This window comes from Fodinibius sediminis (assembly GCF_900182555.1).
GTDB lineage: Bacteria > Bacteroidota > Rhodothermia > Balneolales > Balneolaceae > Fodinibius > Fodinibius sediminis.
The window spans coordinates 145944-163455 of the sequence record NZ_FXTH01000005.1 but is presented as its reverse complement, the minus strand read 5'-3'; the positions used below and the strand labels follow the sequence as shown (position 1 = coordinate 163455).

Genomic DNA, 17512 nt, shown 5'->3' with positions numbered 1-17512 from the left:
AATTGTTTCAACAAGAAAATGTCCTTCGATCATTCAGCCTTCTCAAAACTGTCAAAGGTACGTCAATGGCAACAGAAATGGCAGATTCGCTACCAATGTTGCAGAAAAAAGGAATTTAGTCCAGCTTTATGACATGCCATCACTGAAAAATAGGCATAAATATAAAAGCGGTATGATATTAGCTTCTTTAATAACAGAAGAAAAAACGTATGAAACTCAATGAATCAACGAAAAGATTATGAATCTGGACAAGTTTACGCTCAAAGCCCAAAAGGCCGTACAGGCTGCCGTTGAGATTGCCTCAGGCAATAACCAGCAGGCAGTAACGCCGGCCCATATTCTGCTGGCACTGCTTTCTGATGCGGACAATATTATCAACACTATTCTCAATAAAGTTGGAGTCCGGCTTCCCCAGTTGAAATCTGAACTGGAGCAGCGCATTGACAAGCTTCCGGTTGTGAAGGGTGCTTCCGTGTCCGGCCAGTATCTCTCCAATGATGCCAAAGCGCTTTTTGACCAGGCCCAGTCCTCTGCCGATGAGCTGGGGGACGAATATATCAGTTCTGAACATCTGCTCATCGGGATGCTGGCTGCGGAGAGCGAGGCCGGCAGCCTTCTGAAGCAGCACGGGGTGCGCCAGGACGATGTCTTAACCGTGATGCAGGAGGTGCGCGGCTCACAAAAGGTGGATGATCCCAACGCAGAAAGCCGCTATAACGCCCTTAAAAAGTACGCCCGCGACTTGAATGAGCTGGCCGAGAAGAACAAGCTTGACCCGGTCATCGGGCGGGATCAAGAAATACGCCGTGTGATGCAGATCCTTTCCCGGCGTACCAAAAACAATCCTGTCCTTATCGGGGAGCCGGGAGTGGGCAAAACGGCTATTGCCGAAGGAATGGCCCTGCGGATCAACCGCGGTGATGTGCCCGAAGGACTTAAGTCGAAGCGCATCGTCGCCCTCGATATGGGGGCGCTGATGGCAGGCACGAAATTCCGGGGCGAGTTCGAAGAGCGCCTCAAAGCGGTCGTCAATGAAGTGCAGGACTCGGAAGGTGAAATTATCCTTTTCATCGATGAGATCCACACCCTGGTGGGGGCCGGTGCCTCAGAAGGCTCCATGGACGCCGCCAATATTCTGAAACCTTCGCTGGCCCGCGGCGAACTGCATGCCATCGGTGCAACTACTCTGGCGGAATACCGCAAATACATTGAGAAGGACAAGGCCCTCGAGCGACGCCTGCAGACAGTCAAGATTCAGGAACCGACCGTGGAGGATACCGTCTCCATTTTGCGGGGGCTCCAGGAGCGATACGAACTGCATCACGGGGTGCGCATTACCGACAGTGCCATCGTCGCAGCGGCTGAACTCTCTCACCGCTATATTTCCGATCGCTTCCTGCCCGACAAGGCTATTGACCTTATTGATGAAGCGGCCTCGCGATTGCGCCTGGAAATAGATTCCATGCCCGAAGAGCTTGACCGCATAGAACGACAGATTCGACAGCTGGAAATTGAACGGGAAGCCCTGAAACGGGACAAGGCTGAGGAAAAAATTGAAAACATAAACAAGGAACTTGCCGACCTCGAGGAACAGCGCAACTCCATGAAGGTGCAGTGGGATAATGAGCGTGAGCTGATCCAGAAGACCCGTGATCTTAAACAGGCGATTGAAACCACCCGCAACGAAGCCGAGAAGGCCGAGCGGCAGGGTGATTACGAGAAGGTGGCCGAACTGCGATACGGTACCATCAACCAGCTGGAGACCGACCTGGAGGAAACCAACAAGCAACTGGCAGAAATTCAGGAAGGACGCGCCATGCTGAAGGAGGAAGTGGAGGGCGAGGATGTGGCGGAAATAGTTTCGCGATGGACCGGCATACCGGTTACCAAGATGCTCCAGAGCGAGCGCCAGAAGCTGGTACACCTGGAAGAAGAGCTCCACAAGCGCGTTGTAGGCCAGGATCCTGCCATTGAAACCGTATCAGATGCCGTGCGCCGCTCTAGGGCGGGCCTTCAGGATGAAAACCGACCCATCGGTTCCTTCTTCTTCCTTGGTTCCACGGGGGTGGGCAAGACCGAACTGGCCCGCTCACTGGCCGACTTTCTCTTCAACGACGAGAATGCGATGGTCCGCATCGATATGAGTGAGTATATGGAGCGCCACAGTGTCAGCCGTCTTGTGGGGGCCCCTCCGGGCTATGTAGGCTATGACGAGGGTGGACAACTGACCGAGGCCGTTCGCCGGCATCCCTACTCGGTCATCCTCCTGGATGAAATTGAGAAAGCCCATCCGGATGTCTTCAACATCCTGCTGCAGGTCCTTGACGAAGGGCGTCTCACGGACAATAAGGGAGTCACCGTCGACTTTACCAATGCCATCATCATAATGACCAGCAATATCGGCTCTCACTTGATCTCTGAAAAGATCGAAGAGACAGGCGGAGAATTCTCGGACGAAGTGTACAATAAATTGCAGGAAAAACTTATCGACCAGCTTAAAAAGACGATCCGCCCGGAATTCTTAAACCGGGTTGATGACATCATTGTCTTCCATCCGCTGAGCCAGGAACACCTGCGAGCCATTGTAGACATTCAGCTCCGGCGCGTCCACCAGATGCTGGCTAAACGCAATGTAACAGTCAACCTCACCGAGAAGGTTAAAGACTGGCTGGCTACCCGCGGTTACGATCCCGTTTACGGAGCCCGACCACTCAAGCGACTTATCCAGAAGGAGATCGTCAATAAGCTGGCCACTGAACTCATCAAACGCGAAGAAGAACGCCCGGTGGAATTTGAGGCCACCCTTGGCAAAAATGGTGAAGAGATCGAATTCGCCGAAGTGTTCAAGGACGCCGAAGCTTGGGCCGATTAATGGATCAGGGGAATTAGACCAGGGAGCAGCAAATTTTGAAGAATGCCATCTTCATCATTTGCATTCCCCGGTCTACAATTCCTATATATTTACAGCAGATTTTCAGGATTGAGCCCTTGCAAGTCATCGGTAATAAATGTGCGGCCTTCCCGAATCTTTTCCCCGTCCAGGTATACATCTGCTCCTATGCAAACGAGATCCCAGTGGATGTTGCTCTCATTCCCGTTGGGAGCTATTTCATAATCATTACCTAGTGTCAGGTGATTTGATCCATAGATTTTTTCATCAAAAAGGATATCGTACATCGGCTTTTCAATCACCGGATTGAGTCCAAAACTGAACTCCCCGAACTGGCGCGCCCCGGCATCTGTATCCAGGATCTCTTCAAGCGCCTCATTATCAGAAGAGTCAAAATCGATCACCACCCCATCACGCACTTCCAATGTCACAAATTCAAAGGGCTTTCCCTGGTAGACCGATGGTGCATAGCTAATACGACCGTTCACCGATGAGAGGATGGGGGATGAAAAAAGCTCTCCGTCGGGTATATTACGTTTGCCAAAACAGGGAATCCAGGTCTGGCCCTTGACCGAAAATTCAATATCGGTCCCCTCACCTTTCAGCTGAATAAGGTCGGTTTCTTCCAGCCGGCTCTGCAGCGGTTTCATGGCTTCCGCCAGATCGCTGTAATCCAACAGACATGCGCGGTAGTAAAAGTCGCGGAAGCGCTGGGTCGGCATCCGGGCATTCATCGCAAAAGCTTCGGAGGGGTAGCGCAGCACAACCCAGTTCGTATTGTTGACCCGTTCTTTAAAATGTACGGGATCGGCAAAATAATCAGCATACGCCTTGTTGGCCTTCTTGCTGACATCGGCCTGTTCGTAAATATTCAGCGAAGCCCGGATACCTACAAAGGCATCCATCTTCTTCATCAGTGGCAGCTGATCCAGCTTCGCCTGTTTTTTCCAGAACGCCTTGTCACCGGTTTCAGCGAGAACACGGCGGATTTCAGTATCTTCTATCTGGACAAAAGGATTTACATTCATGGCCCTTGCCTCTTCCACAAGCGCTCGCAGCAGACCAATGCCATTCAGGCCTACCAGCTGAAGCATTACATTCTGTCTCTCTTCAAGTTCGCAGCTATAGGTTAATATTTTTTTAGCCAGCTGTTTATCTCTTTCGTTATACATAGTCTTTCATTTCTTGATTGATAACTTGTTTTTAGCCGCTCATTGCAAATTTCTTCACTATCCGAACAACCAACTGAGGACGACACTCTAAGTTACGAGATGAACCGGCAAAGAACCACACCGACTTTGAATCTTCATCCAGGTCGGGCACCCCGCCCAAAGCGATCTAAATCAATAATCATACTCCCACTGCATGTCGATTCCCTGCCGGTTGTTATTGCCCTGGCTCAAGATCAGCCTCAGGTTCTCTTTCAGATAATATTCAAGGTAGAAACCCGTGGTGGGGGTAGAGCCTGCTATCACATTGTGTATCGCAAAAAACACTTTGGGGTTGATATACCATCCTGTACTGATGGAAGTACCTGTTTCACCGCCAACATGCGTATTTTCAATGCGTACGACATCGATTCCCAGGTGCTGCGTTGCCAGCGATTCCACCTTGTCCATCAGCACCTCTACAGCAAAGTCGGCCGCTGTGGTATTGCTGCTTGTACTTGCCACACTCTGTTCTGCAGGATCCAGCTTGTAGAACGGCTGCCCGAAGAGGGTATAACTGATGATACCGGCCAGGTCCATCGGGGGGCTGCTTTCATACTTGAACTGTGGATCTTCAACGGTACCCTCAATAATATACCATATTCTTATCTCCTGGTCGGTCTGTGGCGGCTCGTACAGCGTCCGGATATTAATCTGAGGATTATCGATGGGACCCGAAAAGGCCAGTGATCCCTCTTCCAGCTCAAAACGCTTGCCCAGGGGCTCCGCATAGCCCGTAGCCGTATTCAAGGTGCCGAACATCTGCAGTTCCCTGCCGGCCTCTTTCAACAGATCAATCTGCCCGTCCAGCTCCAGTTCCATTTCCAAATATCGCTGGTTTCGAACATAAAAGCGGCGATTAAAGCCGATATCCATGTCCAGCGACAGCGAATCGTACAGACTGATATCCGGTTCCATTGACACAGTCGTATCCAGACTAACTTCCTCAACCGATTTTTCTCCAAAATTATCCAGTTCTACAAAGCCGTTAACAACATCCAGTTTGCCGCTTAGCCGCGGTTGCGATACGCTCCCCTTGACATCGGCCTTGAGATTGATAATCCCGTTATATTCACTGGTATTAGCCACTTTAAAGTTTTGGGCCGTCACCGTAAAATCCAGATTCCCGGGCACCAGCTTTTCAAGTCCCATTGTGCCTCGTGCATTCAAATTCCCGCTTCCGCTCTTCATGCTTAAATTGGCAAGCTCAATTTGATCCGGCCGGAACCGAATAACAGATTCCATATTGTCCAGTCGAATGCCCGCTGGAACTATGCGCAAGGCGCCCCGCTGAAGCCTGATTTCCCCTGTCGTCTTCAAATTATCGCGTGCCCCTGCGATATCAACCTGCCCGTTAACCTGTCCCTGCAGGTTGGCAATCTCATCCCGGTTTAAAAAATCATTCAGCGCTTTCAGGTTAAACTGATTTGTCCAAACCGACATAGAAACGCTGTCCTGCGGACCGGGTAAACGGGCCTGCCAGCTTCGCAGGTCAATATCAAGCGGCATTCGGGCATCCATCTGCAAGGCTTTCTGCTTGAGCGAGGTAAGCATTGCATTCATCACAAGATTGGATTTCGCATGCTGGTAATGAACCGAAGCTATCAATGAGTCAATAGGCACTCCGGAAAGCTGGGCCTCCTGCAGGTTCAGCTCTGCATCCAGTTTCGGTTGTCCGGCCTTGCCTTCCAGCCTCCCGCTGAATCGCAGCGTTCCCTTTGTATTTTCATATCCGGCCTGCTCAAGCAGGGTCCCAAAACGACCCAGTTTGATGGCATGTAATACCAGAGCGCCATTCACAGGTTCTTCAAAAAAACTCTCCTCCAGCAACTCCGGATTCTCCGCCTTAAAGGGAATATCCAGCTCCCCTTCCGCAATAAGCTCCCCATCCTGGTGTAAGGCCATGGCCCCCTGCAGGCGTTCATCATCTATCTGCCCCTCCAGCCTCAGGGTATCCAGCAGCGTTTCCTGGTAAAGCAGGTCGAGCATCAGAAGGTTGCCCGAAGCCACCAGGCTTGTATCAGTTCGGTCCATCTCCAACTCTCCGGAAAGCATGCCGCTGAAATAGGCTTTTTCCAGGATGGCGTCCTGGATAACCCTCAGATTCAATCTTTCTGCATTTACATAAGCCCTTTGATGCATGGAATCGGCTGAAGGCACCGCCAGTTCCATAAAAGCCGATCCGTTCTCGTTACTGATATGCAGCGTATCTGTCTGTAGGCGCCCCCCCGACCAGCTTGCATGAAATGGTTTTTGCAGCGACAGGGTACGCAGCTGACTGGTGAGGTCGAACCGGGACCATTCCATGGACAGGGAATCCCCGCTAATGCGGTATTTACCGGACTGGTCGATACGCTCTTCCTTGGAGCCGGCGAGTTCTGCTTCAAAAGAGCCACTGATACTAGTCTCCGACCGCTGTCCCCGGGTGTATAAGCTAATATTCTGCAGATCTTCGGAGGCAACCGTTGGGCGCAGAATGTCAAAATCGGCCATATAATCGGCATTTTCCGACAGCCCTACCCGTATGCGGCCGGATATTTCCGGGGCCTGCAGCCGGTTATCATAGTTCACCTCCTCCAGGTTGATTTCCCCCTCAAAAACGGCCAGATCTGACGCTTCGGGGGCCAGCTCCCCATGCAGGGTGCCGGTGGCCTGCAATACCTCAACTTCAGCTATGGGAGCCAACGAAGAGAGGTCCTTGATCTCCATATTCAGATTTAATCGGTTGTGCTCATTATATAGGTCCTGCAGATAAAGACGGCCATTCAAAGTACCCGCTGCAATACTACTTTCCAGTCTGCCATTGTTGATACGTGCAATGGTATCGCTCAGCTGTACATCCAGCAGTAATTCCTTGACAGATTCTCCCATAAAGGTTGAGGAATCAGCCTTCAGCGTATTATGCACCTCCATATCCCCTAAGCCCTTCCCACGTCCCGTCCCCTCCAGGGTGATAAAAAGCGAAGATCGATAGTCCTCCATACCCCGTAAATCCGCCAGATTGAGATTGGTTCCACTGGCCGTATACGAAAAAGCAGGCACCGACTGGAGTGCACGCACCTCAGCCTGCAAATCTATTCTGCTCTCATTGACAGACAGCCGGGATTCCATGGTTAACCCCTGCCCGTTAAACCGACCACTAAACCTGGCCCGGTCCAACCGCTGCTCCATCATCCGGCTGTCGTCTATGGCCAGATGATATTGCCAATACTCTTTTTCAGGGTACCACCCGACTCCATCGATCTCACCTCTGAACGTGATATTGCCGGCATAGGTCTCATCCTGCAGCCAGCTGCCCGGGTTAATACGGTTCCCGTGCACAACTGCATGAATGCCGGGGGTCTCCTCCCAGATCCGTTCCAGTTCAGCCTCTGCCAGCAGCTGTTCCCCGTCGACAACAGACTCCAGGTGAATGTCTGCCGTTTCCCTGTTAAGATCAAAGGATCCCTCCAGCAGGTCCACCCGGTATATCCCCTGACGGATATTGCGGGCAGAAAAGGCGCCCTCCATGCGGCCTTCCTCCGGGCGGCCGATCGGCATATTACCGTCAGCCCGGAACTCCAGCTTTTGCAGCTGTGGCATCACCGTGTCGCCTGTGAATTCATCCAGATGAAGCTGCTCAGCCACAACTTCAATGGAGGTCATCGCCAGGGAAGCGTCACCCCGGAAATGACTGTTCAAAGTCAGCTGATTGATGCCGGGCGCATCCGCATCCAACCGGACCTTAAAATCAGCAATCGATCCTTCCAGTGCGAGGGAGGCATCAAGGTCTTGCTTCAGCGGAAGATCCTCCATATAAACCGCCAGGTCCTTCCATCCCAGGGGGGAAAGATCGGTCTGCAGCTGAACCGTTGAATCGGCCAAATCGGCATGTCCTGAGGCACTGATCATGCTATAGCCCGTTGCCAGGGCCAGTTTTTCAAGGGTCACCGATGTTTCACTGGCATTCAGGGAAGACTCAAAAGTAATGAGGCTATCGAGGCGTGTATTCCTGATGACAAAAGATAGATCATGAATTGACGCCTCATAGTTTTCGCCATAGTATCCTGCACTGCCGGCAAGCGTCAGCTGGTCAATAGTAAAAGAGGAATCCTGCCGCAGCCCGGGCATCAAAATCTCTGCCATACCCCTATGGATGGACAATTGAGAAAGAGAGAAGACCAGTCCTCCATCGGTAGTGTCAGCAGGTCCAGCCCCGGTATCCACCCAGTGCTGGAAATTCCAGGTGCTGTCCGGCTGTTGTTGCAAATGAATCACAGGCCGCGTGAGGCTCACCTCCCTAACCCGCAGCGTATCGCCAAAATAACTCAGCGGATCGTAGGTAAGCCGCAAAGTATCCACAGAGGCGATCACGGCTTCCCCCTCGGTGAGAGCAATATTCGTGAACGTCAGCCTCTTCCACAAATCGCCCGAGATAGTTTCAATAGACAGCTCCGGGATGAGCTGATCGTTGGCTGTATTCAGTAGAAGACCCTTGGCCCACTGCTGCACGATACCTGTCTTCAGCGAAAGGCGCGCCAATCCCGCAACTCCTATCAGTCCAAACAGGACAATCCACGGCCATCTTCGCCGGGAGTGATTATTTGTATGATTGGTCTTCTTTTCCATTAAAAGGCTTGTCCTACACTTATATGAATACCTATGCGATCCCAGGGGTCTCCATGATCCTGGCCCCGATACTTGTTCAAGTCGGCTCTGGAAGGGTTGATCTTATACCCCACATCCATGCGCACCGGTCCAATGGGCGAATTATAGCGGAACCCACCGCCCACGCTGAACTGAAGGGGGCGGCGGCTTATGTCGGGATCTTTACGCCACACCTGTCCCCCATCCCAGAAGACCGTAAAACCCAGTCCCTCGATCAGTGCATTAAGATCCTGCCTTATCTCCAGGTTAAATGCCAAAAAGGTGCGCCCCCCTTCCGGAATATATCGGCTGAATACCGTACTGTCGGCGATAATTTCTCCGCCATCAGTCTTCGGGCTTTTAACCACTGCACGCTTGGGGCCCAGCTGATAACGCCCCCAGCCACGAATGGAACTGGTGCCTCCCAGATAATAACGAATGTTACCCGGCAGCGAGTCTTCCTGCGTTGCAAATATCTTGCCCCCCTGCACGCGTGTTGCCAGGGTCGTGCTTTCCGTAAGAGAGGTATAGCGTCGCACATCCAGCGATATCTTCTGGAACTGAAACGTTGAGCTGCCCCAAAAACCGGAAAGCTCAGCATAGGGTTGCAAAACCCACCCCTTTTGATCACGTCTGCTTAGATCCTGATTGTAATAACCGCTTAACTGGATGGAAGACAAGTCATAACTTTTCGTCGTATCCGGCAGGTTTTCATCCAGCTGCTGCGACATCTCGCTGTTTTTGGTAAACTGATATGACAGCGATCCAGTCATGTTCTGACTATAACGATAAATAAAACTGTTGGTAATCCCTATTCTCGAGAGCTCATAGTTTTCCTCCAGCAGGTGCTGGGCAAAAGGGGAAATAACCACACTGCTTTTGGTATTGAAGGCATAAGGTACCAGGTAATCAAGGTTGAAGGTCTGTTCAATAAATGATGCTTTCGCAGTACTTGTAAACTGGTGACCATACCCAAAAGCATTGCGGTGGATCCAGCTCAGCTGTCCCCGCAGATACTCATCGGTACCAAAACCAAATGTGGTCTGTACCGTACGCAGGTCCTGCTCGCGCACCTGCATTTCCAAATTCAGCGTCGAATCCTGCGGCTGCTCCGGAATATTAATAGTCACAAAACGGAACAGGTGATGGTTGAAGATCTCACGCTGGGCTTCCTGCAGTTTCCGGTTGCTGAACCGCTCACCCCGCTTCAGTCCCGATTCCTGAATGACATAGTTATCGTTTACCGTGCTGTTCCCTTCAACCGTGAGCGTATCCAGATAGGCCATGGGCCCCAGCAAACAGCGAATCGTCAGGTCCGCCGACCGCTGAGAGGTATCCACAGCAGCTTCGATGGCTACTTTTGCATAGGCAAATCCCTTGTTTTTCAGCAGCTGTTCATAATTTCCAGTAACTTCGGGTTCTTTGATAATTTCATAGCGCTCCCCTTCCTGGTATTCACTCTTACGTCGGAGGCGGGTGAAATCGGGGCTCTCCAACAATTTTTCCCGGTAATGATCCTTATCGGACAAGTCAAAGGTAATACGATTGATTTGAATAGGGAATCCTTCCCTGATATCAAAGATCACCTTTTTTTTCCATGGCTTACTTCCGTTTTCAATGCGATAGTCAACCTCTACCCTTGGAAAACCGCGGCGGTTGTAGTAATTGCCTATGCGTATCACATCCTTCTGAATCTCCACCTCATCAAGGATATGCCCGCCCCGATCCCAGAATTTCATCTTTTCCCAGAACGAGAAAGCCTCAGTAGCAATCTGTTCCTTGATAATGATATCCGAAAAACTTTCGTTGCCCTCGATCTCAAGTTTCCATACCCGGGCGGGTTTCTCTCCGCGGTAGGATGAAGTATCACTCACATTTTGTGCCCCGACGGAATAGCACCAGCTGCACAGCATAAATACCGAAACCAAAGAAATCTTAAAATACAACACCTGTGCCGTTCCTGTTTAATGATGACGCGCGAAAGGCCCTTTCATTTGGCTCTGCCATACTCCATTGGTTAAGCTATTGGACAAGGAGAAGTAAAGCGACAACCCTGATAACCTGTTCGCAGGGCCTCTGTATAATCTTTTATAATAGTCGATTTAATAATAATGCATATCGGGGAACCATCAAAAGCAGATATGAGAACTCTTTGGTCAGCAGTTCAACTGCAACCGAAAAAATGGATCAATCATGTACGAATAAGTTATTGCCTATAACGGTACTGAAAGCCCCATCATAATGCGGATAACATTGGCAATCGATCGAAAATATCAGTAACCGGAGGTTTTTGCTGCCGGCAGCAAAAACGGCCCATGATTCTTTTCATTCTATTTCCAGTTCGCTTTTATATATTATACGTTTCCGCAACTATTCAATTTATGACTTTTTTGCTTATGTCCCGCTACCAATTATCGTGGATTATTCTACCGCTTTGCATGGTTCTTTACAGTTGCAAAAGCAGTGAAGAATTCACCGGCTATGCCTATGATCCGGAAGGCGTTACCAATACTTCCGACAAGGAAATCCAGCCACAGCACAAGCGTACCATAGGACGCTCGGAAGAAGGCATCTGGATAAGCAATGAATTCAAGGGAGCGCGGATGAATGATTTCTACAAGGTAGACAAATCCCTGTACCGCGTGGTCATAGAGCCGGAAAACCACCCCATCAACAACAGCCCGTGGTACGCTTTCAAAATACACAGCGAATCGCCCCGGACTGTCCAGCTCCAGCTATCCTACAGGCATGGAGAACACCGGTACCATCCCAATATCAGTCGTGACGGTAATCACTGGAGAACCATGGACCCCTCCGCCATCCAGGTTGACACGGCAGGCGTAGCTACCCTTACACTCGACCTGGATGGAGATCCGCTCTGGATCTCGGCCCAGGAGCTGCTGACCTACCGCGATATGACCCAGTGGATGGATTCCATTCGCACGGCATCTCCTACTGTTGTGGATACGGTTGGCTACTCTCATCGCCGTTATCCTATCTTAAAAATGACGACGGCTCCAAAACCACGAGACCAAAAGCAGGGCGTGCTTGTCATTACCGGCCGCCAACATCCACCCGAGGTTACCGGGGGACTGGCCAGCCGCATCTTCATTGAAACCCTGACAGCGGATACCAGGCTGGCCAGAGCCTTTCGGAAAGCGTTTGAAATCTGGTCATACCCGCTCGTCAATCCGGATGGTGTCAATGGCGGGCACTGGCGCCACAACGCTGCCGGTGTTGATCTGAATCGCGACTGGAAAAATTTCAACCAGCCCGAAACCCGGGCCATCCGCGATGACCTGCTCACACTCCGGAACGATCCCAACCGGAAGGTGTACTACGGTATTGATTTCCACTCGACCAATGAGAATATTTTCTATCCCATCAATCGCGATATCACCACTTTCCCGGACGACTTCACCTACAAGTGGATTGAAGAGCTCAAAAATTCCTTTCCCGAGATGCCTCTCAAGGTCGAGCCCTTCCCTCCCAATTCTCCCATCGCCAAGAACTGGATCTACCACACCTTTGGCGCCGATGCCCTCACCTACGAAGTGGATGACCGGGCCGACCGCAGCCAGCTCAGGGAAATTTCCCGGCAGGCCGCGCAGATCCTCATGCAGAATTTGCTGGAGGCAAAGAGCCAACAGTGACGCCCCCCACTGACACCAGCCGGGCTGTATTCTGGATGCCTTTCGGCCATGCGAACTTTTAACGTATTCCGGTGATTGCCCGTTAATAAGTACGGAACATTCTCTTTGCAATAGTATTTAAAGGAACAATGCGACACGTATTTACCGGTGTTGCATTCATCATAAATTAAAGAGGGGGGTTATTATGCTTGGTACCATTCTTATTATCATTGTTATCCTGATGCTCATTGGTTCTCTTCCCAGCTGGCGCTACAGCCGCAGTTGGGGGTATGGTCCCAGCGGACTTCTGGGCACTCTCCTGATCATACTCCTGATTTTCTGGTTGCTGGGTCACATTTAGAAATACCGCAGCTTTGGATATCAGCGCCCTGCTCAGTAACTCATCCAGCGGCAATGCATAATGCTGATTACTGCATGCCTTTACTGTACTACGGCAGACGCCTGTCATATTGCCGCTATAAGGCCGATAATTTACTTTAAAACCAGGCCACAGAGCGGTATATTAGGTCCTTATGAGATCAACCCTTTATATCCTCCTGGCTTTCGGTATGCTGGCTGTCTTTCTAGAGGCATGCAGCGGTCCTGATACAATTGCAGACCTGAGTAACGAGTCCTATCAGCTTCTTGACTCCGACAGCTCCAGTATTATCTTTCCCAGCCATTTCAGGGGCGAGACAACCGTCATCAGCTTTATTTATACCCATTGCCCCGACGTATGTCCCATCATCACGGCCAATATGAAAAATATTCAAAGTGGGCTGGCAGACACCAGTGATGTTCAGTTTGTTGAAATCACTTTTGACCCGGAGCGCGATACTCCTTCCGTACTTGCAGAATACAGAAAGGTTTACCGCCTGAATGACCAGTTCACCCTGCTTACCGGTCAGCCTGCAATCATTGATTCTTTGATGAGCAGGCTCCATATTGTGGCAAAGAAAGCCAAAATTGATTCTCTGCAACAGGACAGCAGTGACTATTTCATGCAGCATTCCAATACCATCTACATCATGGACCAGAATGGACGGGTTCGCACTGAATACCCCGCCAGCGTGGTCCCCCCGGAGAATGTCATTGAAGACCTAAAAAAAATACGCTGATCTATGTCATGGCACCGACTGATGGTTCTTATATGCTCCCTTTTATTTCTATATGCCTGCAGCTCTGGAAAAGAACAGGACACCAACCCAAAAGAGGATGTTATCCCTGGAAAGGTTGAACTTTCAGACGGCTGGGTACGGCCCGGCAGCAAGGGTATGATGAGCGCGGTGTATCTGACAATCAGCAATGGGACTGCTAAACGCGATACACTTGCAGAGGTGTCCAGTGACGTGGCCAAGCGCGCCGAAGTACACGAATCGTACAAGGGTGAAAACGGGATGTCCGGGATGCGCCCGGCCCCCAATCGCATCATAGAGGCCGGGGAGGAGTTGTACCTGCAACCGGGCGGACTTCATATCATGCTGATATCACTGAACAAAGATCTTGTGCCCGGCGACTCAGTGGAAATAGACTTCTCATTCAAACAAACAGGCACCAAGACGGTCCGGATGCCTGTTAAAGCTCAAAACCCATAGCGTGATACCTCATCCCCTTGCTTGCCAGACACCATTCCCGCTGTCTACCCGCTGCAGTGCAGCCAAAACCAATAAACCACGCCTTTTATGCTGCAATCTATACTTGTCGTAGGAATCGGGGGATTTGCCGGAAGCGTGCTCCGCTACCTGATCTCCCATACAATGAAATCAAGCTGGCCAACAATCTACCCCCTGGGTACTTTTATTGTGAATTTGGTGGGCTCGCTTCTCATCGGGGTAATCATCGCTGCGACACTGACGGAAAACCTCTCACAACAGTCGCGACTGCTGCTGGCTACCGGCTTCTGCGGCGGCTTTACCACCTTCTCCTCTTTCTCTTTTGAGTTCTTTTCCCTTCTACAGAACGGACATGCCGGCTATGCTTTCTTATATGCGATCGGGAGCCTTCTGCTGGGACTGCTGTTTGTATGGCTCGGCTTCGGTCTCGGCAAACTCTTTTAGCCTCTGAAGAACCACCAGCCCGGGAAACACGCTGCTGGCTGGGCTCACAAATAGAATATGCTAATCGAAACGAAGCACCTGTGCAGACGATCCGTTGGGAAATTCGATATCAAGCATGCCAGAAATCGTTGGCGCAATCTGCGGGATAAAGGTTTTTTCCGAGGTTTCTCCGTGCGGCACGCCCCACCCAAAAAATATCAGCGGCACATGCGTATCATAGGCGTAAGGCGACCCGTGCGAAGTCCCCTTGCGGCTGTTTGTGTCAAGCCATCCCGGTTTCAGCTGGATATACACATCACCCGAGCGATCATAGAGAAAACCGCGCTGGTACATGGCCTGATAGTCATTCACATAGTCATTGTACTGGAAGTTGGAGGCCGTATTGGTTGATGCAACCGCCTCAAACTGCAGCAGAAAGGCGGCAATGTCGTTTTGCATCTCCCGCAGCGAAAGTTCCCTGCGCCGGATCAAGTCGCGATCGAGATAAATCTGCTGGTTGGCATAGGCTTCAATCCATTCTGCCTTGCCGTACTGCTCGACCAGGTATTGATCCAACAGATCCAACACCGCATCACTGTTAAAATAACCGCCGGGCAGTTTCCGATCCATTAACTCGGCAGGGACATCAACCGCTCCATGATCGGAGGTCAACATCAGCAGGTACTTTCCCTCCCCCACTTTCCGATCAAGGTAATTCAGGAGATCCGCGATGTCACGGTCCAGACGCATATAGGTATCCTGCAACTCGATGGAATTGGGACCAAATTTATGCCCCACATAGTCGGTGGAAGAGAAACTGACACTCAGAAAATCCGTAATGCCGTCTGATCCAAGCTGCCCGGCATCCAGAGCCCGCTTGGCAAACTCCTTTACAAGCGTATTCCCGAAGGGTGTGCTACTTACCACAGAATACGACTCGCCCCTGTTCTCGTCAAGATCATGTGGAAAGACCGGGCGTTCTTCATTCCGAAACCTTCCCTCGTAAGGTGTATTGTCCTTATTGCTCTCCCTGTACTGATCGATGGGGATCAACGTTTCCCAGCTCTTTTTACTCAGTTCTCTTGCCAGCCCCTCCTCGTTAAACTGCTGGACCCAGTCCGGTAATTCATCCCGGTACCAGGAACTGGTGATGAAATTCCCGGAGTGCCCCTCATACCAGTAAGCCCCATCCCCGATGTGCCCCGCCGGCAAGACGGCCCCGCGATCCTTGATGGAGACAGCTACAACTTTGCTCTCTTCATTCATCTTTTTGAGTTCATCTGTCACCGTGCTGCTGATCAGATTGGCGGGCGACATCTTTCCACTTTCCCGATCTGTTCCCACAGGCTTAACCGTTGAGTCTGAAACAACATACATATCCTGGTCAGTGGAACGATCGTACCAGGAGTTGCCAACGATTCCATTGACCGAAGGCGTAGCGCCGGTATAGACGGCGGCATGGCCGGGTCCGGTATAAGTGGGAAAATAATTGTAATGATTATTCCGAAAATTATATCCCTGCCCGATTAATCGTTTGAAACCCTCATCTCCGAATTTGGACCAATACCGCGGCAAATAATCATACCGCATCTGGTCCACCACGATTCCTACAACCAGTTTGGGCTTCTGCCCCGGTTCAACGGCCGGCAATGCAGATGACCGTTCCTGGGCAAGACCCGTCTTGGCCATTCCCGTCATCAATACGCAGATCAGGCTCCATTTTAAAAACTTCATCATATATAGCAACTATTGGGGAGTTAATGTTGAAAAGCCACAAGGTAATATTCTGAATTCTTTTTGACGAATAAAAAACACGGCTATTCATTTTTCCCATTGCGGAATGGTATGGTAAACAACCCCCTCACCTTCCGATCTTCCTCACTGTCAAACTCATCGAGCCCTATGCGCAGGGTTTTAAGGGGATTGTGAAGCCGAAAAGTCCGTCCAATCCGATCCCAGAACGAAAACAATGAGCTGTAGTTGGAATCGGTCTCCGGCTGCCAGCGCGAATGATGCACCTTGTGCATGGCTGGTGTTACAATGACCATGCGCAACGCCCGGTCCACCCTGTCGGGCAGAGCGATATCGGCGTGATGGAACTGCACGACAGCAAACATGATCGTCTCGTAAAGCAACAGCTCCCAGAGATAGAGCCCCAAAAACAAAATAACGCCGATGCGCAGAGCAGAAGAAAAAATAATCTCCCCCGTATGAAATCGGCTGGCTGTAGTCACATCCATATTGGGATCGGCGTGATGCACCCGGTGAAACCGCCAGAAAAAGGGAACTTTATGGTTTAGCACATGCCACAGATACATCCACAAATCCATTAACAAGACGGCCCCGAGAGTATGCCCCCATGCCGGCATGCCCGCCTGGCCAAGCCAGTTGAGAATACCCACTTGATGTTCAAAGGCCCAGTTGGAAGCCCAAAGCCAACTGCCTACAAAGAAGAGCGAAATAATCAGGGCGTTCGTTAGTCCCAGGGTCATATTGGCCAGCAAGTGTTTCCCCTTTTCCCGGATCGAGCCTTTGAAGAAATCAAAGAACGGATGAGCCTGCTCAATCATCAGCAGTATCACAAGCCCAATTACAGCCGCCAGAACCTGTGTCTGCTCTAATAAATTTATAAGTGCCTGCATGTTAACAATCTGTTAGCTTCTATTCTCCCGGTGGAGTCCTCCATGGCAGAACAACATATCCCACATGTTAATTTTCCATCTATCAAACTCCTGGTTTTCATAGAATATTGTAAGAAAGAAAATCAATGTGACCTCCACCTCGACTAAAATAACCCAGGGCGACCTATTTCCCATCAATATGCATAGTCAGTGGGAATACGCCTGATCGTTTATTGAAGTACATCTCCAGCGACCCTGATCCCTGTTGATGGGGAGTGCACCAAGGGCGTTTACCCCGCGCACCGTTGCTCCAAATTAACGGTGCAGACCGCAGGCAAAAAGCTGTGTATCCCCCTGAATTTCTACAGTCCAGTTTGCATCCAATCATTTCTGATAATTGGCGAAAGCCTCCGGACCAATCTCGCTTCCGTCCGTGCTCCCCTAAATTAACATAGCCAGCATCTGATAAACGCAGGTCCGGCACAATGCAGATCCGATA

General features: G+C 50.7%; 11 protein-coding genes. 6 read left to right on the top strand and 5 right to left on the bottom strand.

Annotated features, from left to right (window positions below):
• Positions 1–238: 238 nt before the first annotated feature.
• The gene (clpB, locus tag FN808_RS07165; RefSeq protein ID WP_142713879.1) at positions 239–2872 is read left to right on the top strand and encodes an ATP-dependent chaperone ClpB; all 2634 of its coding nucleotides are present in this window, start codon (positions 239–241) and stop codon (positions 2870–2872) included.
• 89 nt (positions 2873–2961) lie between these two features.
• Here clpB and FN808_RS07160 read toward each other — a convergent pair whose 3' ends face one another.
• The 3 genes from FN808_RS07160 to FN808_RS07150 form a co-directional block, all read right to left on the bottom strand.
• Positions 2962–4062, bottom strand: a complete 1101-nt coding sequence (locus FN808_RS07160) for an aminopeptidase (protein ID WP_142713878.1) — start codon at positions 4060–4062, stop codon at positions 2962–2964.
• Positions 4063–4233: 171 nt separating this feature from the next.
• On the bottom strand, positions 4234–8706 hold the full coding sequence (locus FN808_RS07155) for a translocation/assembly module TamB domain-containing protein (protein WP_142713877.1): 4473 nt from the start codon (positions 8704–8706) through the stop codon (positions 4234–4236).
• The gene (locus tag FN808_RS07150; protein ID WP_185958294.1) at positions 8706–10673 is read right to left on the bottom strand and encodes a BamA/OMP85 family outer membrane protein; all 1968 of its coding nucleotides are present in this window, start codon (positions 10671–10673) and stop codon (positions 8706–8708) included. Before FN808_RS07150 ends, FN808_RS07155 begins: the two co-directional genes overlap by 1 nt.
• Positions 10674–11162: 489 nt before the next feature.
• Between FN808_RS07150 and FN808_RS07145 the strand changes: the two genes are divergently transcribed.
• The 5 genes from FN808_RS07145 to crcB all read left to right on the top strand — a co-directional run bounded on the left by FN808_RS07145 (position 11163) and on the right by crcB (position 14413).
• Positions 11163–12377 carry a M14 family metallopeptidase gene (locus FN808_RS07145; protein WP_142713875.1) on the top strand — a complete coding sequence of 405 codons (1215 nt, stop codon included), beginning with the start codon at positions 11163–11165 and terminating at the stop codon, positions 12375–12377.
• Positions 12378–12561: 184 nt separating this feature from the next.
• The gene (locus FN808_RS07140) at positions 12562–12717 is read left to right on the top strand and encodes a DUF3309 family protein (RefSeq protein WP_142713874.1); all 156 of its coding nucleotides are present in this window, start codon (positions 12562–12564) and stop codon (positions 12715–12717) included.
• A gap of 172 nt (positions 12718–12889) precedes the next feature.
• A complete protein-coding gene (locus tag FN808_RS07135) occupies positions 12890–13474 on the top strand; it encodes an SCO family protein (protein ID WP_142713873.1) in 585 nt (194 codons plus the stop codon).
• A 3-nt stretch (positions 13475–13477) separates the two neighbouring features.
• Complete coding sequence (locus tag FN808_RS07130; RefSeq protein ID WP_142713872.1) at positions 13478–13951, top strand: copper chaperone PCu(A)C; 474 nt, start codon at positions 13478–13480, stop codon at positions 13949–13951.
• Positions 13952–14038: 87 nt separating this feature from the next.
• Complete coding sequence (gene crcB, locus FN808_RS07125; protein ID WP_185958293.1) at positions 14039–14413, top strand: fluoride efflux transporter CrcB; 375 nt, start codon at positions 14039–14041, stop codon at positions 14411–14413.
• A 60-nt stretch (positions 14414–14473) separates the two neighbouring features.
• On the opposite strand, the gene pafA is transcribed toward crcB, so the two are convergent.
• Positions 14474–16129, bottom strand: coding sequence for an alkaline phosphatase PafA (gene pafA / locus FN808_RS07120; protein WP_142713871.1), 1656 nt, complete (start codon positions 16127–16129; stop codon positions 14474–14476).
• Positions 16130–16209: 80 nt separating this feature from the next.
• On the bottom strand, positions 16210–17034 hold the full coding sequence (locus FN808_RS07115) for a sterol desaturase family protein (protein ID WP_142713870.1): 825 nt from the start codon (positions 17032–17034) through the stop codon (positions 16210–16212).
• Positions 17035–17512 lie beyond the last annotated feature (478 nt).